We start from the raw sequence: 24,788 nt of genomic DNA on the forward strand, positions 1-24,788 counted from the left end.
CTCGCCCCGGGCCGCCTGTGTCCGGCTAGGCCCTCTGTGTCTGGGCAGCATACGGCCGCTGCGGGGGCCGCCAGTCCGCGATCTCGTCGAATCCGCGCAGCATGACGGCGGGTCCGGTCTTGTCGAGAGCGGCGATGAGGATGTTGCGCAGCGCCCTCGCGGGCCGGTTGCTGAGCATGTTCACCCGGCCCAGACCGACGGCCTTGCGGGCGATGGCGGTCGTACGCGGCCTGCGTGCGGCGGTGTACGTGGCGAGGTCGAGGGAGTCGGGGTGCTCGGGGTCGGCGTGGTGGGCGAGCACGACGGCGTCCTCGATGGCCTGGTTGCCGCCCTGGCCGAGGGTCGGGGGCATGGCGTGGGCCGCGTCGCCGAGGAGCGCGACCCGGCCGCGGTGGAAGGCCGGCAGGGGTTCGGTGATGTGGTGGACGTCGTGGCGCAGGATCTCGTCGGGCACGGCCGCGTCGATGATCGCCGGGATCGGGTCGTGCCAGTCGCCGAAGCGGCGCAGCAGCTCGGCCTTCTCGCCGTCGGGGGCGTGGTGGCCGGCGGGGGCGATGGCTGCACCGTAGGCGTAGACCGTGCCGTCCGCGAAGGGGTGCGTGCCCCAGATCCGCCCGCGTCCCCATGTCTCGTGCTGAGCGAAGGGCCTGCCGAGGGGCGGGACGAGGAGGCGCCAGGTGGTGAACCCGGCGTAGACCGCGCCCGGGTGGGCGGGGAACAGGGCGCTGCGCACAACGGACCTGATGCCGTCGGCACCGACGACGAGTTCGGCCTCGAATTCGCCTTCCGGAGTGGTCACGCGGGCGGGGCGGGCCGGGTCGCCCTCGACGCCGGGGTCGGCGAGCGCCGCGGCGGACGCGGTGCGTACGACTCCGTCGGGGAGACGGGACGCCAGCTTGTCGATCAGGGTCGCGCGGTGCAGGAGCACGAGGGAGCCGCCGAAGCGCTCGGCGGCGGCCTTCGCGTCGGAGCGCGAGAGCCAGCGCCCGCTCGGGGTGCGCAGGCCGCCCTCGCCCTCCCACGCGGCCAGGCACCGGATCTCCTCGCCGAGGCCGATGACGTCGAGGGCCCGCTGCGAGTTGGGGGCGAGGGAGATCCCCGACCCGACGGGCTTCAGTTCGGCGGCCCGCTCCAGGACGGTGACGCGCCATCCGCGCAGGCCGAGCGCGACGGCGGCGGTGAGGCCGCCGATGCCGCCGCCCACGACGACCGCGCGGGGCCGCCGCCCGCGGCCGGCGGCGCCATGCGCTTCTGCTCGCGCCGGTGCCTTGCCCGTCGAGTCGGTCAGTTCGGGGGGAACCGTTGATTCCATCGATTCGGCAGTCATGGCTTCGCGCTCCTTACGTCTCACAACGCCCGGCTCGGCCCGTCACGCTCACTACACCTGTAGTGCGCACGATCTCGACCGTACTACATCTGTAGTTCCGGCGGTAGGTTGGGACCATGTCCGTACGCACCAGCCCCACGAGCGCCGCCGGCGCACCTCGCGCCGAAGTCATCGCCGACGCCGCACTCGATCTGCTCGCCGAGCGCGGGATGCGGGGCCTGACGCACCGAGCGGTCGACGAGGCGGCGGGCCTGCCGCAGGGGTCGACATCGAACTACGCACGGACCCGGCTCGCCCTCCTGGAGGCGACGGTGCGGCGCCTCGCCGTGCGCGAGTCGCGGGTGCTCGCCGTGGACGAGCTGCCGGATCCGGCCGACGGGATCCGCTCGCTCGTCGACGGCATGGCTCTCGCGCTGCACCGCTATCTGACGAACCACCCTCAACTGCTGATCTGCCGTTACGAGTTGGCACTTGAGGCCACGCGACGGCCCGAGCTGAGGGCGTTCTTCGACGCGACGGGACGGCAGTTCCACGAACCGCTCACCGCGCTGCTGCGCGCCGCGGGGTCCCAGGATCCGGAGCGGCACACACTGTCGCTGGTGGCCTGGTCCGAGGGGATCATGTTCTCGTGCGTGGCCGGGGCCTTCCACGCGTCGGTCCCGGACCTGGCGGACCTTCGGGAGGGATTCGGGGAGCTGCTGCGCGGGATGCTCGCCGCGTCCCCGTCCTGACCTGCGCGTCACCCGTGCGGGGCATCATCGGCCGACGGGCGCGCCACGAGAGTCCGTAGCCCCCAGAGTTGCGCAAGTGCATCGATCGACGACCTCAGCAGCGCTTCTGCTCACGGTGGCGGCCACGGCCGCAGCGGTGTCCGGTTGCGTGAGCGTACGGCAGCCGGAGCCTCCGGCCGTGTCCCCCAGCCCACCGGCCGCTCCGGCTGCGCCCCGCCCCGACGGCCGGGCGGAGCCCCAGGTCGTGCAGGCGCCGGCGCGGGAGGCGCTGGACCGGATGGGCCGTACGCCACCGGCCCACTCGCCCTCCCCCGAGCCGACTCGTGCGCCGCGCCCGCCCCAGCCGCCACGCCAGGAGGCACCGCGTCGGTCGGGCCCCGACCACGCGGCGCGCCCCGCGGCACCCGCGCCGCGCCACCCGCACACGGCGGCCCCCGCGGCGCCTGGCGTCCCGGGCGATGTGTGCGCCCTGGGCAATCAGTACGGCAAGTGGAACCCGGACAGCCCCGAGGCCCGCATCTGCCGGGAGACGTATGGGAGGTGAGGGGGGCGGGGGTGTTACGGGGATGAGGCGCGACGGCGGTCGGGGCGGGCCGCGCATCAGGTAGAGGGGACCGGCGAGGGGGTGACCGTCTACGAGCTCCGTCTGGGCGGCCCCAGCGGCTCGCCCCCCGCGGAACCCCGGCCCGGACCCTCGTCCGCGCCGGGCGGCATCGCCGCGACCCGCTGTGCCAGGCGGGCGATGGCCGCCCGCACACCGTCCCCGTAACCGTCGTCCCCGAGCGCGCCCACCACGGCGCGCGCCTGTGTCAGATGGCTGCGGGCCGCGTCGGGGCGGCCGAGCTTCACATAGTCCGCCGCCAGGTTGAGGTGCAGCGAGGGGTAGAGCGCGCGGACCGCGAGCGACTGCTCGTGGCGGGCGAGCCGCGCCTCGGTCAGGCCCTCGGCGGCGGACAGGGCCCGCAGGTCCCACGCCAGCTCGTGGTCCGGGTCGTCCTGGGCGTCCGCCATGTAGTGCGCGAGCGTGCAGCGGTGGAGGGCGTCGCCGTCCTCCCCGATCTCCGCCCACAGGCCGAGGTACCGGTCCCTGGCCTCCTCGCGGTCACCGGCGTGATGGAGCATGATCACCTGCCCGATCCGGGCCATCATGGCGTCGTCCGCCGCCTGCTCCCGCTGCTCAGCCACAGGTCCTCCACGCTCGTATGCCGATCGTCCAAGCCGATAACGATTCCGACGCTATAGCCAGCCGCTGACAATCCCGGTCAGGCGCGGGCGGGGGTCCCTCCGGGGGCCGGGCGGTCACGGCACCAGGAGGCTCACGCACCCGTGGACGTCAGCCCAGGTCCGGAATGCGCCAGTCGATCGGCGTGTGACCCTGCGCGGCCACCGCCTTGTCGATCTGCGTGAAGGGATGCGAGCCGAAGAACTTCTTCGCGGAGAGCGGCGAGGGGTGCGCGCCCTTCACCACGACGTGGCGCTCCTCGTCGATGAGGGGGAGTTTCTTCTGCGCGTAGTTCCCCCACAGGACGAACACGGCAGGGTCGGGCCGGTCGGCCACCGCGCGGATCACCGCGTCGGTGAACTTCTCCCAGCCCTTGCCCTTGTGCGAGTTGGCCTCGCCGGCCCGCACCGTGAGCACCGCGTTCAGCAGGAGGACGCCCTGCTCGGCCCACGGCATCAGATACCCGTTGTCCGGGACCGGGTGGCCGAGCTCCTCCTTCATCTCCTTGTAGATGTTCCGCAGGGAGGGCGGCGTCTTCACGCCGGGCCGCACGGAGAAGCACAGACCGTGCCCCTGCCCCTCCCCGTGGTACGGGTCCTGGCCGAGGACAAGGACCTTGACCCGGTCGTACGGGGTCGCGTCGAGCGCCGCGAAGACCTCCTCGCGCGGCGGGTAGACGGGACCCTTCGCGCGCTCCTCCTCGACGAACTCGGTGAGCTCCTTGAAGTAGGACTTCTGCAGCTCCTCGCCGAGGACGCCGCGCCAGGACTCGGGCAGCATCGCGGTGTCGGTCACGTCAACAACCTCCGGGGTACGGTCACTTCACGGCCGTACGAGGCACGGCCGATGCACACCCCAGAACCTACCCGCGGCCACTGACAACGGGCCCCGGCGGCCTGCTTACCAGCTGGTCTTGCGCTGCAGCTCCCACATCATCATGATCGTCGACGGGTCGAGGGCCCGCTCGCCGCCCGAGATCTCCTCGCTGGCCGCGATGTACTGCTTGCCCTGCCACAGCGGCAGCAGCCGGGCGTCGTCGACGAGTATCTGCTGAGCGCGCTTGAACTGGCCCACCACGGCGGCGCGGTCGCTCTCGCGGCGCGACTGCGGCAGCAGATCGTCGGTGATCTCCTTGGACGCGTAGGGCGTTCCCAGCGCGTTCTGCTCGCCGACGAAGGGCGCGATGAAGTTGTCCGCGTCCGGGAAGTCGGGGAACCAGCCGCGACCGAAGGCGGGGTACTCGCCCTTGCGGTATCCGGCCTCGAACGTCTTCCAGGGGCGTCCCTTGATGGTGACGTCGAACAGTCCGGACGCGTCCAGTTGCCGCTTGAGCTCGGTGAACTCGGCGCCGGTCGCGGACCCGTAGCGGTCGGTGGTGTACCAGAGGGTGAGCGGGACCCGGTCCGTGATGCCCGCCCGGGTGAGGATGTCCTTGGCCTTGGCCGCGTTCGGGTCGCCGAAGTCGTCGAAGAAGCCGGTGGTGTGCCCGGTCAGGCCCCTCGGGACCATCGAGTAGAGCGGTTCGACGGTGTCCTGGTAGATCTTGTGGGCGATCGCGCCGCGGTCGACGACCTGGGCGACGGCCTTGCGGACGGCGGACTTGCGCGCCCAGGGGTCCTTGGGGTTGAACACCAGGTAGCTGATCTCCATGCCCGCGCCCTCGACGAGCTGGATGCCGTCCTTGGCCTGCTTGCCCTGGAGCCCCACGACGTCGGAGGCGGCGAGCCCGCGGTACGTGGCGTCGATCTTCTTGGCGCGCAGGGCGCCGACCATCGAGGCGGAGTCCTTGAAGTAGCGGATGGTGACGGCGCTGTTCTTGCGCTCGGCGAACCCGTCGTAGTGGTCGTTCTTGACGAGCTCCGCCTTCTCGCCGTCGGTGTACGCGTCGAGCGCATACGGCCCCGAGCCGGCGATCTTGCCGTCGTCACGGACCGCGTCGGCCGGGTACTCGGCGGGGTCGACGATGGACATCGCCGGTGTCGCGAGCACGAAGGGGAAGGTTGCGTCGGGCTTGTTCAATGTGAACGTGATGTCACGGTCACCCTTGGCATCGACCGATTTCAGGCTGCCGAGGAGCCCCTCGGGGCCGCCCTTGACGTTGATCCTTCTGATGCGGTCGAAGGAGTACTTGACGGCCGCCGCGTCGAGCTTGTCGCCGTTCGAGAACTGCATGCCCTCGCGCAGCTTGCAGTGGTAGACGCTGTTGGAGGGGTCGGTGAACTCGCAGCGCTCGGCGGCGTCGGGCTTGGGCTCGGAGGCGCCGGAGGGGAAGCTGACCAGGGTCTGGTAGACGTTCCTGAACAGCTCCCAGGAACCGTCCCAGGACGCGGCCGGGTCGAGGGTGCTCGGCGCGCTGGTGGTCCCCACGACGATGGGGGCGGTGTCGTCCGACTCTCCGGAGGACATCAGTCCACATCCGGCAAGAAGCGATATGCACGTTATCGCCGCCAGCTGACGGGGGCCCTGGATCCGGTTGAACACGCGCGCGCTCCTCGATCGGCCATGCCACAGGTCGGGAGACCATACCGCAGTGCCCCGCCGGGCCAATGAGGCACTCCGGCAGGGCACTTGATGCGTACGTACGCGACGTACGCGGGGAACTTCAGTTAAGCGAGCTTGGTCCGAAACGGCCTCACGGAGGCTTTGTCAGCTGACGCCCGCATTGAGGAAGATTCCGCCGTCGACCACGAGGGTCTGGCCGGTGATCCAGTCGGACTGCTGCGAGGTCAGGAACGCGGCGGCGCCGCCGATGTCCTCCGGCACGCCGAGCCGGGCCAGCGGGTAGGCGGCCGCGGCCTCCTCCTCGCGCCCCTCGTAGAGAGCCTGCGCGAACTTCGTCTTGACCACCGCCGGGGCGATCGCGTTGACCCGCACCTTGGGCGCGAACTCGTGCGCGAGCTGGACGGTCAGGTTGATCATCGCCGCCTTGCTGATGCCGTACGCGCCGATGAACGGAGACGGGGCGAGGCCCGCGACGGAGGCGATGTTGACGATCGCCCCGCCGTTCTCGCCCTGCCACGCCTTCCACGTCTGCTGGGCGAAGCCGAGCGCGGAGACGACGTTGGTCTCGAAGACCTTGCGCGCCACGTTCAGGTCGAGCTCGGCGATGGGGCCGAACACCGGGTTCGTACCGGCGTTGTTGACCAGGAAGTCGACGCGGCCGAAGGCCTCCATGGTGCGCTCGACGGCGGCGGCCTGGTGCGCCTCGTCGTGGGCCTTGCCGGCGACGTACATGGCCCGGTCGGCGCCGAGCTTCTCGACGGCCTCCTTGAGGGCGTCCTCGCCGCGTCCGGTGATGCACACGCGGTCACCGCGGGCGACGAGCGCCTCGGCGACGCCGTAGCCGATGCCGCGGCTCCCGCCGGTGACGAGGGCGACCTTGCCGGAGAGCTCGGGGAGCTGGGATGAAGTCATGTCCTTTTCCCCCGGCCCTAGTTGAGCGGTCCGCCGGCGACGTACATGACCTGGCCGGAGACGAATCCGGCCGCCTCGCCGGTGAAGAAGGCGATGGCGTTGGCGATGTCGTCGGGCTTGCCCACGCGCTGGACCGGGATCTGCGTGGCGGCGGCGGCCTGGAACTCCTCGAAGCCCATGCCGACACGGGCGGCGGTGGCGGCCGTCATCTCGGTGACGATGAAGCCGGGGGCGACGGCGTTCGCGGTGACGCCGAACTTGCCGAGCTCCTTGGCGAGGGTCTTGGTGAAGCCCTGGAGGCCGGCCTTGGCCGCCGAGTAGTTGACCTGGCCGCGGTTGCCGAGCGCCGACGACGAGGACAGGTTGACGATGCGGCCGAACTTGGCGTCCACCATGTGCTTCTGGACGGCCTTCGACATCAGGAACGCGCCGCGCAGGTGCACGTTCATGACGGTGTCCCAGTCCAGGGCGCTCATCTTGAACAGCAGGTTGTCGCGGAGCACACCCGCGTTGTTGACGAGGATCGTCGGCGCGCCGAGCTCCTCGGCGATGCGCGCGACGGCGGCCTCGACCTGGGCCTCGTCGGCGACGTCGCAGCCGACCGCGAGGGCCTTGCCACCGGCGTTGGTGATCTTCTCGACGGTGTCCTTGCAGGCGGCCTCGTCGAGGTCGATCACGGCTACGGCGCGACCCTCGGCGGCCAGACGTACGGCGGTAGCGGCGCCGATGCCGCGTGCGGCACCGGTGACGATCGCGACGCGCTGCTCAGTGGTGGACATGCTCTTCGGTCTCCTCGCCCTAGAGTGCGGCCCTCACGTCCCAACTCGGTGAGCGACCGCTTAGTACCCTGTGGACGTGACGCTAGAAGTCCTGGCACCCGGTGTCAACGTACCCACCGGGTGCGACTGATCACTCACCGCGAAGGGGCCACCGCGAGGTCACCTCACCAGGAGGTCGAGAAGCCTGTCGACCTCCGCCTCGGGGTCCTCGGTGAGACCGGTGTGCACGGGTCCGGGCTGCACGACCGTGGAGCGCGGCGCGACCAGCCACCGGAAGCGCCGGCCCGCGTCGTCGTCCGCCGCCTGGCCCGCGTCGCCGCCGCCTCGGCAGTGCCTTTCGACGGCGGCGAGCGACGCGCGGACGCCGGTCACGTCCGCCTCGGGGTCGAGGGCGCGCAGCTTCGCCTCGTCGAGGTGCGTGAGCGCGCGGACGTAGGACCTGGCGCGGCAGTAGACGACCACGCCGGCGTTGATCTGCTCGCCGCGCTCGACGCGCGGGACGACGCGCAGCAGCGCGTATTCGAAGACGTCTCGGCTGGTCGCGGTCACCGGGTGCCGCCCTTCACACTCGCCGTGCCGGTCAGCCAGCCCGAGGTGCGCGGGACGCGGTCGGGATCCCGCTCGGACAGGCCGATGCGCTCGTGGACGGTGGCCGCGCGGGGCAGCAGCACGGCTGCGTACGCGCGCCGCACCGCGTCGGGGTCGTCGAAGCCCGGCTCGTCGGCGAGCCAGGCGTCGGGGACGTCGGCGGTGACCTCGGCGAGCAGTTCCTCGGTGAGCCGCGGCGCGAGCTCCGCCGCGGCCGCCGCGACATCGGGCGCGAAGGGGGCGAGGGCGTGGTCGGAGGCGTCGTACGGGCGGGCCGCCGCGGCCTCCGCGCCGCGCCAGTTGTGGTGCCAGATCATGCTCGCGCCGTGGTCGATGAGCCACAGGTCGCCGTGCCAGACCAGCATGTTGGGGTTGCGCCAGGACCGGTCGACGTTGTTGATCAGGGCGTCGAACCAGACGACGCGGCCCGCCTCCACGGGATCCACCTCGTAGGCGAGGGGGTCGAAGCCGAGCGCACCGGACAGGTACCGCATGCCGAGGTTCACGCCACCGCTCGACTTGAGGAGGCCCTGCACCTCCTGGTCGGGCTCGCCGAGGCCGATCACGGGGTCGAGTCCGATCCGCACGAGCCCCGGCACCCGGAGTCCGAGCCGCCGCGCGAGACCTCCGCAGATCACCTCCGCGACAAGCGTTTTGCGGCCCTGTCCAGCGCCGGTGAACTTCATGACGTACGGGGCGAGATCGTCGGCCTCGACGAGCCCGGGGAGTGATCCGCCTTCCCTCATGGGGGTGACATAGCGGGTCGCCGTGACTTCGGTGAGCATTGGCCCAGGTTAGGCGACGCGTCATCGCCGTACGAAAGTCCGTCCGGTGTTGAACATTCCGGTACCGCGGCCCGTACGAGTGAGGGCCACCCCCTCGAACCGAAGGGAAACACCAGTAATGACCGCTTCGCACGAGTCCGTATCCGCCCCGACCCGCCGTACCGTCGTCGCGGCCGTGGGAGCCGCCGGTATCGCCGCCGCGCTCACCGCGTGCGGGAGCTCGGACGATTCGTCGTCCTCCGAGCCGGCGGGGAACGCGGCCGACGACGGCGCGGCCAAGGACGGGGCAGGGAAGGAACTCGCCAAGACCGCCGACATCCCGGTCGGCGGCGGAAAGATCTTCGGTGACGCGGGCGTGGTGGTCACGCAGCCGAAGAAGGGCGAGTTCAAGGCCTTCACGAACATCTGCACCCACAAGCAGTGCCCGGTCACCGCGATCGAGGGCGGCACCATCAACTGCCCGTGCCACGGCAGCAAGTTCTCCATCGAGGACGGCAGCGTGAAGCACCCGCCCGCCGCGCAGCCGCTGGCCGCCAAGGAGATCACCGTCTCGGGCGACTCGATCACGCTCGCGTAGCGACGCGGGTCAGCGGCCTCGGCGCGGGCGCTTCCAGCAGGTGAGCACGTCCTGTGTGGACGTCACGGTGGCAACGAGGGCGAGCGTGTTGCGGATCATCGCGGGGGTGTAGTCGGACGGCACCCCCGCGATCGCGTCGGCGGGCACGGCGACGGTGTAGCCGCGGTTCACCGCGTCGAAGACGGCGTTCGGTATGGCGACGTTCGCCGAGACGCCGGTGACGATCAGCGTCCGGCAGCCGAGGTTGCGCAGCAGGGCGTCCACGTCGGTGCCCGCGATGGGCGAGAGGCCGTGCAGCCGGCGTACGACGATGTCCTCGTCCGCCACCTCGACGGGCGGCGCGATCCTGACCGCCTCGGTGCCGGAGATCTGCTGTACGGGCAGGCGCGCGGCGGCGCGGAACAGCCGTCCGTTGTGGTTGGCGCCGCGTCCGTCGGGCCGCCGCTCCGCCACGGCGTGCAGCACCTGTACGCCGCTCTCGTGAGCACCTGCGACAAGTCGCGCCACATTGCCGAGCGCCCCGGACGACCTGGCCTCCTTCGCGAGTTCGGGCAGGGCGCTGTCAGGGCCGACGACCCCCTGTTGGCACTCCACGGTCAGCAGTACCGCGGTGGCCGGATCGAGCAGTTCGGCGAGCTCTTCGTACGACGGCACGGGGTCCCCCTGTCGCAGGCGTCCTGAGCGGCGAGAGATTAGCCACCATTGCGCCATGGGGGAAGACACCGCATGCTTCTGATCTGACACATCGTCAGTAAGAAGCCCTCGAAGGGGAGTATGCATGGCCGTCACACAGCGTCGGGGCCGCAAGATCATGATGACGCCGGCCGAGCTGGACGAGTTCCTGGGGTCCCAGCGCACGTGCCGCGTCGCCACCGTCTCACCCGACGGCTCCCCGCACGTCAGCACCCTGTGGTTCGTCTGGGACGGCGCCCGCCTGTGGCTGTACTCGATCACGCGCAGCCGCCGCTGGGCCGACCTGCTCAAGGACCCACGTATCGCCGTCGTGATCGACGCGGGCGAGGAGTACGGGGAGCTGCGCGGCGCCGAGCTGTCGGGCATGGTGGAGTTCGTCGGGGAGAGCCCGCGCACCGGCGAGGCCGTGCCCGAACTGAACGTCCCCGAGCGACTGTTCGCCCGCAAGAACTTCGCGATGGACGAGATGGTGCACGACGGCCGGCACGCCTGGGCCCGGCTCACGCCCGACAAGATCGCGTCGTGGGACTTCAGGAAGCTGGCGTCGCTCTAGCTCTCACTCGGGGAGCCGTCTCTTGGGGAGCCACCCCCTGGGGCGACGTCCCCGCCCAGACTCGCGCCCACGCTCCGGAGCGCCCTCACCGCCGCCCTGATCGACGGCCGCCGGTCCGCGTCGGCCCGCCACACGACGTAGACGTGCCGGCGTACGCGCCGACGCACCGGCACGGTCACCACCCCGTCCGGCACCGGATCGCGCCCGAGGAGCGGCGCCACGCACACACCGAGCCCGGCGGCGACGAGGCCGAGCTGGGTATGCGTCTCGGCGGCGCGATGGCCGATGCGGGGCTCGACGCCCTTGGCACGCAGCGTGAAGAGCAGCCACTCGTGGCAGAACTCGCCCTCGCCCCACGTGATCCACTCGTCGTCGGCGAAGTCCTCCAGACCCACCTCGCGGCGGCCTGCGAGGGGGTGGTCCGTCGGCATCGCGACATCGGCGGGGTCGTCGAGGATCGCCGCCTTGACGAGGCCGTCGGGGAGCGGCATCGGCTTGTTGTACCAGTCGAGCACGACCGCCAGGTCGAGGTCTCCGCGCACGACGCCGGCGACCCCCAGCTCGGGCTCCAGCTCCTGCGAGCGCAGCCGCAGGCCCGGGTGCTCCGCGCGCAGAGCCGCGAGGGCGCGCGGGAAGAGACCGCGGGCGGCGGTCGGGAACGCGGAGATCCGCAGCTCCCCCACGACCTGCCCGCGGTGCGCCTCCAGGTCGGACTGCGCGAGCTCGACCTGGGACAGGATCCGCCCGGCGTGCTCGGCGAGCAGCCGCCCGGCGTCGGTGAGGCGCACTCCCCTGCCGTTCTTGGCGAGGAGCTGCTGCCCGACCTCGCGCTCCAGCTTGGCCATCTGCTGCGAGACGGCGGACGTCGTGACGTGCAGCCCTGCCGCGGCGCCGCTGACGGACCCGTGGCGGGCGAGTGCGTCGAGGGTGCGCAGGCGCTCCAAGTTCAACATGTAAGTGATGCTAAGCGATACCAGGGAACAAGTCTCGCTTGTGCTAAGAGGTTGTGGGGCGGCATCGTTATGCCCATGAGCACCGTCGCCTCCTCGTCGCCCCCTGCGACTCCGGCCCCCGCGCCTTCCGAGATCTCTGCCGACAACCCTGCCTCCTCACCTTCCGAGATCCCTACCGGGTCCCCTGCCTCCGCCCGCCCCCGCCGCGCTCTCGACTGGCGCGTCCGCTTCGGTGTCCTGTCGCTGATCTGGGGCTTCAGCTTTCTCCTCATCAAGGTCGGCACCGAGGGCTACGCGCCGTTCCAGGTGACGCTGGGGCGGCTGGCGTTCGGTACGGCGGTGCTCGCCGTGGCCATGGCCGTGAAGCGTGAGCGGCTGCCGAGGGGCCTGCGGACGTGGGGGCACATCGCGGTGGCGGCGCTGCTGCTCAACTCCCTGCCGTTCTCGCTGTTCGCGTTCTCCGAGCAGACGATCCCGTCGACGCTGGCCGGTATCTGCAACGCGACGTCACCGCTGTGGGGCATGGCCCTGTCTCTGGTGGCGCTCTCCGAGGACCGGCCGACGCGCCGCCGGGTCGCGGGGCTCGGCATCGGCTTCCTCGGGGTGCTCACGGTCCTCGGCGTGTGGCAGGGCTTCCATGGCCTGGACCTGGCCGGCACGGCGATGGCGCTGCTCGCCTCGCTGAGCTACCCGGTCGGCTGGATCTATCTGCGCCGCACACTGGCCGGGACCGGCCACTCGAACCTGTCGCTCTCGGGAGCGCAGCTCCTGATGGCCACGGTCCAACTGGCCGTCGTCACCCCGCTGTTCACCACGCTCCCGGCCCACCTCCCGGTCGTGCCCCTGCTCGCGATCGTCGCCCTGGGCGCACTCGGCACCGGCCTCGCGTTCCTCATCCAGTACGGCCTGGTGGCGGAGATCGGTCCGACCACGGCGCAGATGGTCACGTATTTCATCCCGGTGATCGCGACGGCCGCGGGGGTCGCCCTGCTCGGCGAGTCCCTGACCTGGTCCACCCCGATCGGCGCGGTGATCGTGCTGGCGGGCGCGGCACTCACGCAGTCCAGGGCGCGAACCCCTCGGCGCAGCGCTCAGCCGTAACGGCGCGCGGGGGCCGGCCCGGTGGCGGACGCGACGGCGTCGGCCACCGGGCCGATGTCGTCCGCGCCGAGCGTCGACACCGTGATCCGCACCCCGGGCGCCGCCCCCATCCGGAAGCGCGCCCCGGGCGCGACGGCCCACCCGGCGTGCAGCAGCCGCGCGACCGCCCCCGTCTCGTCCGGCACGGGTACCCACACGTTCAGGCCGCTGCGCCCGTGCGCCTCGACCCCGCGCTCGGCGAGGGCCGCGATGAGCGCGTCGCGCCGGCGCCCGTAGGACGCGGCGACGGTTCCGGTGTCCACCGCCCCCTCGGTCCACAGCCGCGCGACGGCCCGCTGCAGGATGCGGCTCACCCAGCCGGGACCGAGGCGCTGGCGCCCTTGGACCCGGTCAACCGTGACGGCGTCACCCGTCAGCACGGCGATGCGCAGGTCGGGCCCGTATGCCTTGGCTGCGGAACGGACGAACGCCCAGTGCCGCGTCACACCGGCGAGCGGATGCAGCGGCAGGTCGACGATCCCGTGTCCGTGGTCGTCCTCGATGAGCAGTACGTCCTTGTGGGCCGCCAGGACCTTGCGCAGGGCACGCGCGCGTGACGCGGTGACGGCGGCGCCGGTGGGGTTCTGGGCCCGGTCGGTGATCACAAGGGCTCGCGCACCCGCGCTCAGGGCCCGCTCCACCGCGTCGGGCAGCGGCCCGTCGTCGTCCACGCCGACGGGCACCAGGCGCAGCCCGAGCGCCGGGACCAGGTCGAGCATGCTGCCCCAGCCCGGATCCTCGACGGCGACGGCGTCGCCGGGCTTCAGGTGTGCGGCAAGCACCCGCTCGATGGCGTCGAGGGAGCCCGAGGCGACGGCGACAGGCCCCTCGGGGATCCCGTCCTCGTCGAAGGCCACGCGCGCGTGGCGGGCCAACTCCGGCTCCAGGGGCCCGTCCCCGTAGAGGACGGGCGCCTTGTCGCCCTGCGCGGCCGCCCAGGCGAAGGCCTCGGCGAGCTGGGGCAGCAGGCCCGTATCGGGATTGCCGTTCGAGACGTCGCGCACCCCGGCCGGTACGTCGACGCGGATCAGCTCGCGGGCCGTCGTGGCCGGCTTGGACCGTACGCGGCTGCCGCGGCGCCCCGCGGTCTCGATCACTCCGCGCTCACGGAGCGTGCGATAGGCGGCCGCGACCGTATTGGGATTGACCCCGAGATGCTGGGCCAACTCCCTCATGGGCGGCAGAAGTTGATCCGGCTGCAGGTCACCCTTGCCCACCGCGCGCTCCACGCTGGCCGCAATCTCTGCTGCGCGCCGTCCTTCGATCGGATACTCTCCTAGCACAAAGCAGATTATGCACTAGTGCAATGGAGTTTGCAATGAGCGTGGCATCCGAGCCCGGCACCGTCGCTTCCGGGGACGCCTCCGCCTCCTACCCGGCGACCGACCGCACCGTCCCGGCCCGCATGCGCGAGCGGACGTACTACGACCGTGAGCTGGTCCACTCGATACTCGACGAGGCGTACATCTGCCATCTCGGGTTCGTCCGCGACGGCTCCCCCGTCGTGCTGCCGACCCTGTACGGCCGCGTCGGCGAGACGCTCTACGTGCACGGTTCGACGGGCGCGCGCGTCCAGCGCATGGCGGGTGCGGCCGACCCCGGTCTGCAGGTCTGCCTGACGGTCACCCACGTCGACGGTCTGGTACTCGCGCGCTCCGCCTTCCACCACTCCCTCAACTACCGCTCCGTGGTGGTGCACGGCCTCGCCCACCAGGTGACCGACCGCGACGAGAAGCGCACAGCGCTCGACGCGATCGTCGACCACGTGGTGCCGGGCCGCGCCCAGGACTCGCGCCCCGGGAACGACAAGGAACTCGCGGCGACGTCCGTCCTGCGCCTCGACCTCGCGGAGGTCTCCGCGCGGGTCCGCGCCGGCGGCCCCAACGACGACGAGGAGGACCTCGGCCTGCCGTACTGGACCGGCGTCGTCCCGCTGACCAAGGGCCACGGCGCACCGATCCCGGCCGACGACCTCGCCCCGGGCATCGCCGTGCCGGACTACCTGACGGGTCTGTAGGGCGCTTCTACGGCGCCCTTGAGGACGAGCCCGTCCCGGTGAGCGTCTGTACGCGCACCGGGACGCCCTCTCCGGCTACCTAGCCCGCGCCTCGGCCACGGCGAGCCCTGTCACCGCGGCCAGCATCAGGACCGTGCCCGCCACCGTCGGCGCGGTCAGCCGCTCACCGAGAAGCGCGACCGCTATGACGGCGGCGCTCACCGGTTCGAGCAGCATGATCACCGAGACGGTCGCGGACCTGACGACCGCGGCACCCGAGAAGTACAGGGCGTAGGCGAGCGCAGTAGGTACGGACGCGATGTAGACCAGCATCCCCAGCACCTGGAGCGGCTGGGAGGTGTGCGGCACCAGACCCTCCAGCGCACCGAGCGGCAGGAGGCTCACCGCGGCGACGGCGAACGTCAGGACGGACGTGTCGAGTTGATCGCCCGACCGGCCGTCCCGCCCGAACCACCGCGTCAGGAGGGTCATCACGGCGTATCCGGCCGCGGAGACCAGGGCCCAGCCGACCCCGGCGGGACGCACGGCCGCGCCCCCGCCGCCGAGCACAAGGACAGTAAGGCCCGCGAGCGCGCCCAGGACGGCCACCAGCCCGCCGCCGCCGAGGCGTTCGCCCATGATCAGGCGCGCGCCGAGGGCGATGAGTACGGGTCCCGCGCCCAGGGTGACCACGGTGGCGACGGCGAGTCCGGTCGCCTGGACCCCCGCGAAGTACGCGGTCTGGAAGACGCTCAGGGCGATCCCGGTGACGACGATCCGCACCGCCCTGCGCAGGCGCGGTTCCGCCACGGGCCGGTTCCTGCGCGGTCGCAGGGCCCGCGCCACGAGCAGCAGTGCGAGGCCGCCCACGCAGCGCCAGAACGACAGGGCGGCGGGACCGAGGTCACTGGCCCGGAAGACCAGCGAGGCGGCCGCGCCGGCGGTGCCCCAGGCGACGCCGGCGACAACGAGGTAGAGGAGCCCGCGCCCGACGGGCAACAGCGGTGCCGCCCCGGCGGGCGACGTACGGGACGAGGTGTCGGCTGAGTCAGCCGCGACAGTGTGCGACACGTGGTTCTCCACGAAGAATGGCCTCCGCGCCCCAGGGATGGGGGCGGGGCAGGGACACGGACTGTCGTCTGCGGGCAGCCGCGAGCCGCTCGGGTCGTCCCGAGCCGGATCTTCGTCAGATGGGTCGCCGGAGCGCGATGCTCCGGACGGCCACCGCCCGCGTCACGCGGCCGGGGGCGGAAGCACGAGTGCGCGTGAATGCATGATCAACACCTTAGTTCGCGCTGCCGCGACCGGACAACGTCTTGTCCGGCGACTGCGGGGACGCCTCGTTCGGGGCGGCCCCACCGGCCACGGCCACCACCTCGGGCTTCGCCGGGGCCGAGGACTGCGCGATGAACGCCCCGACCAGGACGACCGCGCCGCCGACGATCTGCGGTGCCGACAGGTGCTCACCCAGGAGCACCCAGGCCAGCACGGTCGCGATGACCGCTTCCAGGCAGGCCACGACGCCGGCCACCTGGGGCGAGAGCCGGCGTACGGAGAGGACTCCGGTGACGTAGGCGATGACCGTGGCGATCAGGACGATCCAGCAGAGCAGCAGCCACGCGGGCACGGAGGTGCCGTTCATCGAGGCGCTGCCGCCGAGCACGGACCAGTCCATGCCCCAGGGGCGCGCCACGGCGGTCAGGACGAGGGCGCCGACGAGCAGCCCGTACGCGATCACGCCGAGCGGATCCGGCGCCCGGTCGCCCGCGTCGCTGCCCTGGTCGGACAGGACGAAGTAGCCGACCTGGCAGCAGGCGGCGGCGAGGGCGAGCAGCAGGCCGATCACGTCGACGCTCAGGCCCGCCCACACCTCGACGACGCAGGCGAGACCGCCTACGGCGAGGACCACGCCGAGCGCGGCGGCGCGCGTCACGGGCCTGCGCTGCACGAAACGCACCCAGCCCAGAACCAGCGCGGGGGCGAGGTACTCGATGAGAAGAGCGACGCCGACGGGGATACGAGAGATCGCGGCGAAGTAGCAGGCCTGTACACCGGCGACGGCGAGCAGGCCGAAACCGGCGAGCAGCGCGGGCCGCTGGACGACCAGGGACCGATGTCGCCAGGCGACGGGCAGCATGACGAGCGCGGCGCCGGCGACGCGCAGCCACACCACGTGGAGCGGGTCGAGACCCGCCTCGATCAGCGGCTTGGCCGCCACACCCGAACCGCCGAAGGCGAGCGCCGAGACAAGGGCGAGCCCCAGTCCGACACCTCGCCCGCGGTTCGCCTGAAGTCCCTGAGACGCATGCACCGGCACATCATGACAGCCGGCGTCATGACCGTCATCCCCAATGACCCCTGTCTCACGTGCCGGACGCGCCGGGCAGGACGAACTGGGGGGCACGGCCTCAAGAGCCGCACCCCCGAACAGAACCAAGCCTCAACACAAAGCCGGGCCTCAGCCCGAAACCGCTCGCCTCAGCACTCGGCCTCGACATGCCGCCGCAGGCTCTCCGCATCGACCCCGGCCCGCCCGAGCACCTCGACCGCGCGGCACTCCCGGTCCGCCGCGAGCGAGGTGAGGAGGTCGACGCCGCGCGCACGCGGGTCGCCGCGGCGCTCGGCGCGGTCGAGCGCGGCCTCCATCGCGGCGGCCGCGGCGGGCGACCAGCCGAGCCCCGTCACGACGGGCACGGCACCCGAGTCCTCGACGGTGCCCTGCCACTGGAGGCCGTAGCCGATGCTCCGCTGCACGAGATAGCCGAGGAGGCGGGCCAGCTGCGGGCCGCCGTCGAAGGCCTCGCGCACCTGCGGGTCGGCCTCGAGGAGCGAGTGCAGGAGGTGCGCGGTGTCGATCTGACGGTCCCCGTCGCGGACGGCTCTGCGGCGAGCGCCGGCCACCACCGAGGCGAGCTCGGGACTGAGCCTGGCGTCAACATCTGCACGGCTGTGGCCGCTTGCCGCGGCCTCGGACGGGGTAGGGCTTTGCACATCTCCCACCTCATCAGCCCCTGTCCGGCCGGGCATCCCCGGCGGGAAGCATTTCCACGTCCGACACAAGGTGGGCACGCATGAGCGGGTTCTCCTCCTTGCGGATGAGATCGCGCCTTTTTTACCCGGAGGGGCGCGCGCCGCCTTGCATAGCGCCGCTCACGCAACCGCAGACATACCGGAACTCGTCCTTCACAAGTATGAAGAGCAGGTGCTGGCTCGTGGCCCTGCCAGCGATCGACGGCAGACAGTACGTGTATCGGGTGTACGCACCCGACGACGCACTGCTCGCCGACCTGTTCTGGGATGCCTGGCACTGCCACGACGAGGGACCGTTCCCGCGCGCATCGGACCTCTTCGACGCCGCGGTCATCGAGAGGCTCGGCTGACGACGGTCCACCCTCTCCCTACTTCTGACAGTTCATCAGTATTGAATGTTCGAGGTCCTGCCGCTACTTTCCGCGACACCACGGCTGCGCCCGCCGCAGCTCTCGTCGAGAAGGGGTGGTCGCATGGCCGAAGTCAGCGCGGAAGCACGGATCGGGGCACCCGCGGAGAAGGTCTGGGCCCAGCTCACCGACTTCACCGCGTACGGGGAGTGGAACGCCACGCACACGAGCTTCCCGAAGGGCGCCCCGACGGCGCTCGAAGTGGGCGGCACCTTCGAGGAGAACATGAAGCTCATGGGCTTCCCGGCGGAGGTGACCTGGACCGTCGAGGACCTGCAGACCACCCGCACCCTCGCCATCAAGGGCAAGGGTCCGATGGGCGTCACCGTCGGCACGCGCTACACCCTGACCGCGGACGGCGACGGCACGACGGTCCGCATCGACGGCGAGTTCACCGGCGCCGCGGTGTCCCTGATGGCGGGCAAGCTCAAGGACTCGGCGACGGCCGCGCTCAACGAGTCACTGCGCAAACTGGCCGGTCTCGTCGCCTGAGCCGGCCCGACGCGCGCGCGAACACGTGAAAGGCGCCCCGCACGCTCGGTGCGGGGCGCCTTCATCTGCCGGTACGGGGAATCCCCCCGCGGATCTCAGTCCTCGTCGGCGAGGATCAGGTACAGCTTCTTGCGGGCGTCATTGATGACGGTCAGCGCCTTCTCGCGCTGCTCCTTGCTGCCGGTCTTCCAGACCTGCCCGAACGCCTCCATCAGACCGAAGCCGGCCTGCCGGATCTCGTTCAGGGTGTCCCAGTCGACCCCGCGCCCGGCCTCTTCCCAGGGGGCGTCGGGCCCCTCGTCGGCCGCGGAACGGCCCGACTCGGTGAGCGCGAACAGCTTCTTGCCGCCCTCGCTCTCGCTGGCGATCAGACCCTCGTCCTCGAGCAGCTGGAGGGTCGGGTACACCGAACCCGGGCTGGGCTTCCATGCCCCGCCGCTGCGCTCGGCGATCTCCTGGATCATCTCGTAGCCGTGCATCGGACGGTCCTTCAGGAGGGCCAGGATCGACGCGCGTACGTCGCCGCGCCGCGCCCTTCCACGAGGTCCGCCCCGGCCGCCGCGCCCGCCGCCCCAGGGTCCCGGGCCGAAGCCCGGCCCGAAGGGGCCGAAGGCGGCGCGCCGCCCTTCGAAGCCGCCCCGACCGGGATGGCCGGGCCCGCACTGTCCATGTCCGTGTCCGTGTTCATGCTCGTAGCCATGGGAACGCATCGCAATCATTCCTTCCATCGTTGATCGGTCGCGATGCGTCAACGATATATCGGAACCGTTCGGCTGACAACCCTGTGCCGGTCCAGCTCTCCCGAATTGGCCTTGGCCTGCGCGTTCGCCGTCCCCGTAGCGTCAGCCCATGCGCATTCGAATCGTGGACGCCTTCACCGACCGCCCCTTCGCCGGCAATCCGGCCGGCGTACTGCTCCTCGACGACTTCCCCGACGACGCCCGGCTCCTGGACATCGCCACTGAGGTCAACCACGCCGAGACGGCCTTCGCCCACCCACTGCCCGCCGGCGGCACCGCCGACTGGGCGCTGCGCTGGTTCACCCCCTCCACCGAAGTCGACATGTGCGGCCACGGCACCCTGGCCACCGCGCACGTGCTGCACAGCACCGGCGCGGCCGACGGCCCGGTCCGCTTCGCCACCCGCAGCGGCGTGCTCGTCGCGACCCCGCACGAGGACGGCACGATCTCGCTCGACTTCCCGACCGCGCCCCTGACCCGTATCGAAAGCCCCGAAGGTGTCGCGGCCGCCCTGGGCGCCGAGCCGCTCTCCGTCCACGACACGGGCCGCCAGGTGGGAGACCTGCTCGTCGAGCTCGCCGACGAGAAGGCGGTGCATGCCCTCGCACCCGACCTCAAGGCCCTCGCCGCCTGTTCCGAGCGCGGCGTCATCGCCACCGCCCGCGCCGCGGACCCCGACGGCGCCTACGACTTCGTCTCCCGCTGCTTCTTCCCCCGCGTCGGCATCGACGAGGACCCGGTCACCGGCAGCGCCCACACGGCCCTCGCGCCGTTCTGGTCCCCGCGCCTCGGCCGCGCCGAACTCACCGGCCTCCAGGCCTCCGCCCGCACGGGCTTCGTCCGCACCGGACTGCGCGGCGCCCGCACCCTGCTGACCGGCAGCGCCGTCACGGTCATCGAGGGCGACCTGCTCGCCTAGGGCCTCTCCCACGTCCGAAGGAAAGGCCCTGGCACGCCGCAGGGGGCGTACGAAGATCTCGTACGCCCCCTGCGTCCGGCACCCGCCCCGGCCTCACGCCGTGGGCAGCCACCCGACCTTCCCCGCGAGCAGCGCGTATCCGACGAACGCGCCGATGTCGAGCAGCGAGTGTGCCACCACCAGCGGCCCGACCCGCCCCCACCGCCGGTACAGATACGCGAAGACCAGGCCCATCGCGAGGTTCCCGAAGAAGCCGCCGATGCCCTGGTAGAGGTGGTACGAGCCGCGCAGCACCGAGCTGGCCACGATCGCCGTGCCGGGCGTCCAGCCCAACTGCCCCAGCCTGCGCAGCAGATAGCCGACGACGATCACCTCCTCCAGGACGGAGTTCTGGATCGCCGACAGGACCAGGACCGGGTACTTCCACCACACGTCGGGCAGCGCCTCCGGCACCACCGTGAGGTTGAAGCCGAGGCCACGGGCCGCCAGGTAGAAGGCGATACCCGTACTGCCGATGACCGCCGCGATCACCGCGCCACGGGTCGCGTCGAAGAGCGGTCTCGTACGGTCGAAGCCGATCGTCCGCATCCCGGCGCCCTCACGCAGCAGCAGATGCGCGACGAGCGCGACCGGCACGAGCGCGCTCGCGATCCCGAACAACTGCCACGCCAGATCAAGCCACGGCCGCCCGGGAGCCGCCGAGGCGTTCAGGGTCGCCGCCTGGTCCTTCAGGCCCCCCGGTTTGGTGACCGAACCGACAAAGCTGATCAGCGCGGACACTCCGCTCGCACCGAGCGAGAGCGCCAGGACGAGCAGTGTCTCGTTCCGAAGAATCCGTCGCGAAAGCCGCTCGTTCGGAAAAGAGTCGGCCACCGCACCCGCCTCCGCCTGCACACCTGCCTCCAGTTGAGTAATCCCGCCTCATCCCCCACCTAGCCCCGCTAGGGTCTCGAATACAGGTACGAAGATCGCGCGCGACAGGCCGGGGGGACGAAGGCCGTTCTTTGGTGTACCTCTCCCCTTCCGTCGGGCCAGGCCGAAGGAAGGGCACCACCGCATGGGACGTCACAGCTTGCCCGACGAGTATGGGACGGACGCGGTCGGCCCCCGCCCCCGCACGCGCGGCCGGACCGTGGCCATCGCGACGGCGCTGGTCCTGGTGGTCGCCGGGGGCACGGCTCTCGCGGCCAGGAGCGGCCTGCTCTCCTTCGGCGGGGCCTGCGACGGCAAGACGGTCCACCTCGACATCGCCGCCTCGCCCGATGTCGCCCCCGCACTGCGCGACGCCGCGGACCTCGCCCGCAAGAAGCATCTGACCTCCGACGGGCAGTGCCTCGACACCCGCGTGCAGGCGGGCGACTCGTACAAGATCGCCGATTCCCTGCGGAAGGGCGGGAAGGGCGCCGGGGGCTACGAGGCGTGGGTGCCGGATTCGAGTCTGTGGATCCGGCGCGCCGGCCTCGGCGGGAACGCCACCCCGGTCACGGCGATGGGCAACATAGCCTCCTCCCCCATCGGCATCAGCATGGTGCCGTCGGCCGCGAAGAGCATGGGCTGGCCCGCGAAGCAGTACACCTGGGCGCAGTTGACCGGCGCTGCCATGGAGGGCGACAAGCTGCGGCTCGGGACGGCCGACCCCGCGCGCAGCGCGACCGGTCTCCTCGCCCTGACCCAGCTGGGCGCCTCCACCAAGAAGTCCGGGTCGGAGGGCGACACCCAGGCCGCCGCCATGGCCAAGGCGCTCTCGCAGCGCACCACCGACAGCGACGGCCAGCTGACCGACACCCTGGCGCGCGACTCCTCCGGCACCGAGCAGGGCAATCCGCGCCGCAACCAGGCGCTGTTCCTCTCCGAGCAGTCCTCCTTCCGGTACAACGCGACCGCCGGCGACAAGGACGGGCTCGACCTCTTCTACCCGAAGGACGGCTCGCCGCAGCTCGACTACCCGTTCGCCCTGGTCGACGAAGGCGACAAGTCGACGGACGAGCGGCGGGCCGCCATCCGCTTCATGACCCTGCTCGGCGAGGACGCCGGCATCCGGATCCTGGACAGGCACGGCTTCCGGACGGACGACGAGGAGCCCTCGGACGCCGTGGTCGCCGGGGCGGGCGGCCGCACCCCGCAGCCGTACGCGACGTCGGACTCCGAGCCGCCGACGGACAAGGAGCTCCAGGAAACCCTCGGCATGTGGACGATCACGGTGCAGAGTGCCCGGATCACCGTGGTCGTGGACGCCTCCGCCTCCATGGCGAACTACGTGCCGGGCCGCAACCAGTCCCGTATGGAGGTCACGAAGGCGTCGATGCTCCAGGCGCTCGCCACGTTCACGCCCGAGGACGAGATCGGCCTGTGGGAGTTCGCCACGCTCCTCGACGGGAACCGCGACTACCGCAGGCTCGTCCCCACCGAGCGCCTCGGCGACCGCAAGGGCGGCGGCACCCAGCGCGACAGGCTGTCCGAGGCGTTCAGCGGTCTCCAGCCTGTTCCGGGCGGCGCCACAGGTCTCTACGACACGACGCTCGCGGCCTACGAGGAGGCGACGTCGTCCTACCGGAGCGGCAAGTTCAACGCCCTCGTGGTCGTGACCGACGGCGCGAACCAGGACCTCGGCTCCATCTCGCGCAGCCACCTCGTCTCGCGACTCCGGAGCCTCGCCGACCCCCAGCACCCGGTGCCGCTCATCGCCATCGCGGTCGGCCCTGACGCCGACAAGGACGAGGTCGAGCAGATCGCCGGGGCCACCGGCGGCTCCGGTCACCAGGTCAGCGACCCGGCCCAGATCCACGCGGTGATCCTCAAGGCGATCGTGGAGGCGGGCGCCAAGGGCTGACGGGGCCCAACCGCCGTGCTGTCAGCCCAGTTGCACCGCCGGCGCCGGGAGTCCCACCGGCCACGTGTGCACCGGGTCCCCGGCGTGCATCAGCTCGCAGTAGCGCCGGGTGGTCGCAGCGAGCGCCGCGTCGCGTTCCAGCCCGCTCTCCAGCGCGCGGTGGAACGTCGCCGCCTGCCACGACGCCCCGTTGACCCGCCGCCGACAGCGCTCCTCGATCACCCCGAGGTAGAAGTCGCGGTCGGCCGCCTCGACCCCCCAGGCGTCGAGCCCGGCGGCGGCCAACGGCAGCAGCTCGTCCCGTACGAGCGTCACGGCGGGCACCTTCTCGACCCCGCCGAAGCGGCCCCGGCGCGGCCAGTCCAGGCGCGCCTCGATCCCGTACCGGCACGCCTCGTCGAAGTTGCGGGCCGCCGCGTCGAAGGGCAGGCGGGTCCAGACGGGGCGGGCGTCCTCGGCGAGGGCGCGTACGACGCCGTAGTAGAACGCGACGTTCGCGATGACGTCGGTGACGGTGGGCCCCGCGGGCAGGACGCGGTTCTCCACGCGCAGGTGCGGCATGCCGTCGGCGATCCCGTACACGGGCCGGTTCCAGCGGTAGACGGTGCCGTTGTGCAGGACGAGTTCGCCGAGCGCCGGGACTCCGCCGTCGTCGATGACGCGCAGCGGCTCCTCGTCGTCGCACAGGGGCAGCAGAGGCGGGAAGTAGCGCAGGTTCTCCTCGAAGAGGTCGTACGCGCTGCTGATCCAGCGCTCGCCGAACCAGGTGCGCGGTCGCACCCCTTGGGCCTGGAGCTCGGGCGGGCGGGTGTCGGTCGACTGCTGGAACAGGGGCGGCCGCGATTCGCGCCACAGCTCATGTCCGAACAGGAACGGCGAGTTGGCGCCGACCGCGACCTGTACGGCGGCGACGGCCTGCGCGGCGTTCCACACGTCGGCGAATCGGGCGGGCGTGACCTGGAGGTGCAACTGCACGGAGGTGCACGCCGCTTCGGTCACTATGGACCCCGAGCTGCAGCGCAGGTGCTCCACCCCGTCGATGTCGACCACGAAGTCCTCGCCGCGCGCGGCCACCATCTGGTCGTTGAGAAGGCTGTAGCGGTCCACGTCGGACAGGTTCGCGGAGACGAGATCATCGGGCGCGAGCGTCGGGAGAATGCCGATCATCACGATCCCGGCGTCCACCTCGTTCGCTTTCCGGTGGGCATAGGCGAGGCCGGTTCTGAGCTCCTCGGCGAGCCGGTCGAGAACCCGGCCTTCCAATCGATGGGGGGCAATGTTCACTTCCAGATTGAACATTCCGAGTTCGGTCTGGAAATCACGGCTCGCGATGCGCTCGAGAACTTGCGCATTCATCATTTTCGGCATGCCGTCGGCCCCTGCGAGATTCAACTCGATCTCCAGGCCCATCAGATTCTTCGGGCGATCGAACCGCTGCTCCTCCAGGAGCCTCGCGAGCCCCACCAGACACTGCTGCAGCTTCCTGCGGTAGTGCCGTCGATCGGACAGGTCGAACGCGCCCGCCACGACCTTCTCCCCCATGGAAGCGTCCCTCCTCGCATGGACGACCCGGCCACCCGGCCGCTGTGTCACGGTGGATGATGCCCAG

The 24,788-nt window shown here is 71.5% G+C and carries 27 protein-coding genes; 10 read left to right on the plus strand and 17 right to left on the minus strand.

Annotated features, from left to right (window positions below; genetic code table 11):
* Nucleotides 1–25 precede the first annotated feature (25 nt).
* The gene (locus tag CG723_RS35320; protein ID WP_442802618.1) at nt 26–1,288 is read right to left on the minus strand and encodes an FAD-dependent monooxygenase; all 1,263 of its coding nucleotides are present in this window, start codon (nt 1,286–1,288) and stop codon (nt 26–28) included.
* A 155-nt stretch (nt 1,289–1,443) separates the two neighbouring features.
* Here CG723_RS35320 and CG723_RS35325 point away from each other — a divergent pair, with 155 nt between their 5' ends.
* Together CG723_RS35325 and CG723_RS35330 are read left to right on the plus strand one after the other, a co-directional pair.
* Nucleotides 1,444–2,058 (plus strand): TetR/AcrR family transcriptional regulator, encoded by a 615-nt coding sequence (locus CG723_RS35325; protein ID WP_100597610.1) that lies wholly within the window; start codon nt 1,444–1,446, stop codon nt 2,056–2,058.
* A gap of 178 nt (nt 2,059–2,236) precedes the next feature.
* Entirely contained in the window at nt 2,237–2,602 is a 366-nt protein-coding gene (locus CG723_RS35330) for a hypothetical protein (protein ID WP_324906168.1), read from the plus strand.
* Nucleotides 2,603–2,691: 89 nt separating this feature from the next.
* On the opposite strand, the gene CG723_RS35335 is transcribed toward CG723_RS35330, so the two are convergent.
* From CG723_RS35335 to CG723_RS35365, 7 genes are all read right to left on the minus strand, one after another.
* Nucleotides 2,692–3,243, minus strand: a complete 552-nt coding sequence (locus CG723_RS35335) for a tetratricopeptide repeat protein (protein ID WP_100597612.1) — start codon at nt 3,241–3,243, stop codon at nt 2,692–2,694.
* 148 nt (nt 3,244–3,391) lie between these two features.
* Nucleotides 3,392–4,075, minus strand: coding sequence for a uracil-DNA glycosylase (gene ung / locus CG723_RS35340; protein ID WP_100597613.1), 684 nt, complete (start codon nt 4,073–4,075; stop codon nt 3,392–3,394).
* A gap of 105 nt (nt 4,076–4,180) precedes the next feature.
* Nucleotides 4,181–5,686: an ABC transporter substrate-binding protein gene (locus tag CG723_RS35345; protein WP_100597614.1), complete on the minus strand. Its 1,506-nt coding sequence runs from the start codon at nt 5,684–5,686 to the stop codon at nt 4,181–4,183.
* Between the two features lie 240 nt (nt 5,687–5,926).
* Nucleotides 5,927–6,694 carry an SDR family oxidoreductase gene (locus CG723_RS35350; protein WP_100597615.1) on the minus strand — a complete coding sequence of 256 codons (768 nt, stop codon included), beginning with the start codon at nt 6,692–6,694 and terminating at the stop codon, nt 5,927–5,929.
* Nucleotides 6,695–6,711: 17 nt separating this feature from the next.
* On the minus strand, nt 6,712–7,473 hold the full coding sequence (gene fabG, locus CG723_RS35355) for a 3-oxoacyl-ACP reductase FabG (protein ID WP_100597616.1): 762 nt from the start codon (nt 7,471–7,473) through the stop codon (nt 6,712–6,714).
* Between the two features lie 159 nt (nt 7,474–7,632).
* Nucleotides 7,633–8,022, minus strand: a complete 390-nt coding sequence (locus tag CG723_RS35360) for a DUF3037 domain-containing protein (RefSeq protein WP_100597617.1) — start codon at nt 8,020–8,022, stop codon at nt 7,633–7,635.
* On the minus strand, nt 8,019–8,846 hold the full coding sequence (locus CG723_RS35365) for a HipA family kinase (protein ID WP_100597618.1): 828 nt from the start codon (nt 8,844–8,846) through the stop codon (nt 8,019–8,021). The genes CG723_RS35360 and CG723_RS35365 overlap by 4 nt, the downstream gene beginning before the upstream one ends.
* Nucleotides 8,847–8,964: 118 nt before the next feature.
* Here CG723_RS35365 and CG723_RS35370 point away from each other — a divergent pair, with 118 nt between their 5' ends.
* Complete coding sequence (locus tag CG723_RS35370; RefSeq protein ID WP_100597619.1) at nt 8,965–9,423, plus strand: Rieske (2Fe-2S) protein; 459 nt, start codon at nt 8,965–8,967, stop codon at nt 9,421–9,423.
* Between the two features lie 9 nt (nt 9,424–9,432).
* On the opposite strand, the gene CG723_RS35375 is transcribed toward CG723_RS35370, so the two are convergent.
* Nucleotides 9,433–10,077, minus strand: coding sequence for a cysteine hydrolase (locus tag CG723_RS35375; RefSeq protein ID WP_199842017.1), 645 nt, complete (start codon nt 10,075–10,077; stop codon nt 9,433–9,435).
* Between the two features lie 124 nt (nt 10,078–10,201).
* Here CG723_RS35375 and CG723_RS35380 point away from each other — a divergent pair, with 124 nt between their 5' ends.
* Nucleotides 10,202–10,669: a pyridoxamine 5'-phosphate oxidase family protein gene (locus CG723_RS35380; RefSeq protein ID WP_100597621.1), complete on the plus strand. Its 468-nt coding sequence runs from the start codon at nt 10,202–10,204 to the stop codon at nt 10,667–10,669.
* Here the strand turns inward: CG723_RS35380 and CG723_RS35385 are convergent.
* The gene (locus CG723_RS35385; protein ID WP_100597622.1) at nt 10,666–11,622 is read right to left on the minus strand and encodes a LysR family transcriptional regulator; all 957 of its coding nucleotides are present in this window, start codon (nt 11,620–11,622) and stop codon (nt 10,666–10,668) included. The genes CG723_RS35380 and CG723_RS35385 overlap by 4 nt on opposite strands.
* 75 nt (nt 11,623–11,697) lie before the next feature.
* Between CG723_RS35385 and CG723_RS35390 the strand changes: the two genes are divergently transcribed.
* The gene (locus CG723_RS35390; RefSeq protein WP_100597623.1) at nt 11,698–12,723 is read left to right on the plus strand and encodes a DMT family transporter; all 1,026 of its coding nucleotides are present in this window, start codon (nt 11,698–11,700) and stop codon (nt 12,721–12,723) included.
* On the opposite strand, the gene CG723_RS35395 is transcribed toward CG723_RS35390, so the two are convergent.
* A complete protein-coding gene (locus CG723_RS35395) occupies nt 12,714–14,045 on the minus strand; it encodes an aminotransferase class I/II-fold pyridoxal phosphate-dependent enzyme (protein WP_100597624.1) in 1,332 nt (443 codons plus the stop codon). The genes CG723_RS35390 and CG723_RS35395 overlap by 10 nt on opposite strands.
* Nucleotides 14,046–14,080: 35 nt before the next feature.
* Here CG723_RS35395 and CG723_RS35400 point away from each other — a divergent pair, with 35 nt between their 5' ends.
* A complete protein-coding gene (locus CG723_RS35400) occupies nt 14,081–14,779 on the plus strand; it encodes a pyridoxamine 5'-phosphate oxidase family protein (RefSeq protein ID WP_234374681.1) in 699 nt (232 codons plus the stop codon).
* 75 nt (nt 14,780–14,854) lie between these two features.
* Here CG723_RS35400 and CG723_RS35405 read toward each other — a convergent pair whose 3' ends face one another.
* From CG723_RS35405 to CG723_RS35415, 3 genes are all read right to left on the minus strand, one after another.
* Nucleotides 14,855–15,760: a DMT family transporter gene (locus tag CG723_RS35405; RefSeq protein ID WP_100597658.1), complete on the minus strand. Its 906-nt coding sequence runs from the start codon at nt 15,758–15,760 to the stop codon at nt 14,855–14,857.
* Between the two features lie 283 nt (nt 15,761–16,043).
* Entirely contained in the window at nt 16,044–17,075 is a 1,032-nt protein-coding gene (locus tag CG723_RS35410) for an EamA family transporter (RefSeq protein WP_234374682.1), read from the minus strand.
* A gap of 161 nt (nt 17,076–17,236) precedes the next feature.
* On the minus strand, nt 17,237–17,749 hold the full coding sequence (locus CG723_RS35415; protein WP_100597626.1) for a Clp protease N-terminal domain-containing protein: 513 nt from the start codon (nt 17,747–17,749) through the stop codon (nt 17,237–17,239).
* Nucleotides 17,750–17,970: 221 nt separating this feature from the next.
* Between CG723_RS35415 and CG723_RS47120 the strand changes: the two genes are divergently transcribed.
* Entirely contained in the window at nt 17,971–18,138 is a 168-nt protein-coding gene (locus CG723_RS47120; RefSeq protein ID WP_234374684.1) for a hypothetical protein, read from the plus strand.
* 123 nt (nt 18,139–18,261) lie between these two features.
* Complete coding sequence (locus CG723_RS35425; protein ID WP_100597628.1) at nt 18,262–18,690, plus strand: type II toxin-antitoxin system Rv0910 family toxin; 429 nt, start codon at nt 18,262–18,264, stop codon at nt 18,688–18,690.
* A 95-nt stretch (nt 18,691–18,785) separates the two neighbouring features.
* On the opposite strand, the gene CG723_RS35430 is transcribed toward CG723_RS35425, so the two are convergent.
* Entirely contained in the window at nt 18,786–19,400 is a 615-nt protein-coding gene (locus CG723_RS35430) for a PadR family transcriptional regulator (protein ID WP_100597629.1), read from the minus strand.
* A gap of 139 nt (nt 19,401–19,539) precedes the next feature.
* Here CG723_RS35430 and CG723_RS35435 point away from each other — a divergent pair, with 139 nt between their 5' ends.
* Nucleotides 19,540–20,349 carry a PhzF family phenazine biosynthesis protein gene (locus CG723_RS35435; RefSeq protein ID WP_100597630.1) on the plus strand — a complete coding sequence of 270 codons (810 nt, stop codon included), beginning with the start codon at nt 19,540–19,542 and terminating at the stop codon, nt 20,347–20,349.
* 93 nt (nt 20,350–20,442) lie between these two features.
* Here CG723_RS35435 and CG723_RS35440 read toward each other — a convergent pair whose 3' ends face one another.
* A complete protein-coding gene (locus CG723_RS35440; RefSeq protein ID WP_100597631.1) occupies nt 20,443–21,243 on the minus strand; it encodes a CPBP family intramembrane glutamic endopeptidase in 801 nt (266 codons plus the stop codon).
* A 163-nt stretch (nt 21,244–21,406) separates the two neighbouring features.
* Here CG723_RS35440 and CG723_RS35445 point away from each other — a divergent pair, with 163 nt between their 5' ends.
* Nucleotides 21,407–23,179, plus strand: a complete 1,773-nt coding sequence (locus CG723_RS35445; protein ID WP_100597632.1) for a substrate-binding and VWA domain-containing protein — start codon at nt 21,407–21,409, stop codon at nt 23,177–23,179.
* Between the two features lie 21 nt (nt 23,180–23,200).
* On the opposite strand, the gene CG723_RS35450 is transcribed toward CG723_RS35445, so the two are convergent.
* Nucleotides 23,201–24,721 carry a glutamate-cysteine ligase family protein gene (locus CG723_RS35450; RefSeq protein ID WP_100597633.1) on the minus strand — a complete coding sequence of 507 codons (1,521 nt, stop codon included), beginning with the start codon at nt 24,719–24,721 and terminating at the stop codon, nt 23,201–23,203.
* Between the last annotated feature and the right edge of the window lie 67 nt (nt 24,722–24,788).

Origin of the sequence: Streptomyces sp. CB01635, from assembly GCF_002803065.1 — a bacterium.
In the GTDB taxonomy this organism is placed as follows: Bacteria; Actinomycetota; Actinomycetes; order Streptomycetales; family Streptomycetaceae; genus Streptomyces.

Bases quoted from the DNA above. Each gene is read 5' to 3' on its own strand.
- fabG (WP_100597616.1), bottom strand. From the start codon at position 7,473: ATGTCCACCACTGAGCAGCGCGTCGCGATCGTCACCGGTGCCGCACGC.
- CG723_RS35445 (WP_100597632.1), top strand. From the start codon at position 21,407: ATGGGACGTCACAGCTTGCCCGACGAGTATGGGACGGACGCGGTCGGC.
- CG723_RS35450 (WP_100597633.1), bottom strand. From the start codon at position 24,721: ATGGGGGAGAAGGTCGTGGCGGGCGCGTTCGACCTGTCCGATCGACGG.
- CG723_RS35390 (WP_100597623.1), top strand. From the start codon at position 11,698: ATGAGCACCGTCGCCTCCTCGTCGCCCCCTGCGACTCCGGCCCCCGCG.
- CG723_RS35370 (WP_100597619.1), top strand. From the start codon at position 8,965: ATGACCGCTTCGCACGAGTCCGTATCCGCCCCGACCCGCCGTACCGTC.
- CG723_RS35365 (WP_100597618.1), bottom strand. From the start codon at position 8,846: ATGCTCACCGAAGTCACGGCGACCCGCTATGTCACCCCCATGAGGGAA.
- CG723_RS35345 (WP_100597614.1), bottom strand. From the start codon at position 5,686: ATGTCCTCCGGAGAGTCGGACGACACCGCCCCCATCGTCGTGGGGACC.
- CG723_RS35400 (WP_234374681.1), top strand. From the start codon at position 14,081: ATGAGCGTGGCATCCGAGCCCGGCACCGTCGCTTCCGGGGACGCCTCC.
- CG723_RS35350 (WP_100597615.1), bottom strand. From the start codon at position 6,694: ATGACTTCATCCCAGCTCCCCGAGCTCTCCGGCAAGGTCGCCCTCGTC.
- CG723_RS35380 (WP_100597621.1), top strand. From the start codon at position 10,202: ATGGCCGTCACACAGCGTCGGGGCCGCAAGATCATGATGACGCCGGCC.
- CG723_RS35425 (WP_100597628.1), top strand. From the start codon at position 18,262: ATGGCCGAAGTCAGCGCGGAAGCACGGATCGGGGCACCCGCGGAGAAG.
- CG723_RS35325 (WP_100597610.1), top strand. From the start codon at position 1,444: ATGTCCGTACGCACCAGCCCCACGAGCGCCGCCGGCGCACCTCGCGCC.
- CG723_RS35385 (WP_100597622.1), bottom strand. From the start codon at position 11,622: ATGTTGAACTTGGAGCGCCTGCGCACCCTCGACGCACTCGCCCGCCAC.
- CG723_RS35430 (WP_100597629.1), bottom strand. From the start codon at position 19,400: ATGCGTTCCCATGGCTACGAGCATGAACACGGACACGGACATGGACAG.
- CG723_RS35435 (WP_100597630.1), top strand. From the start codon at position 19,540: ATGCGCATTCGAATCGTGGACGCCTTCACCGACCGCCCCTTCGCCGGC.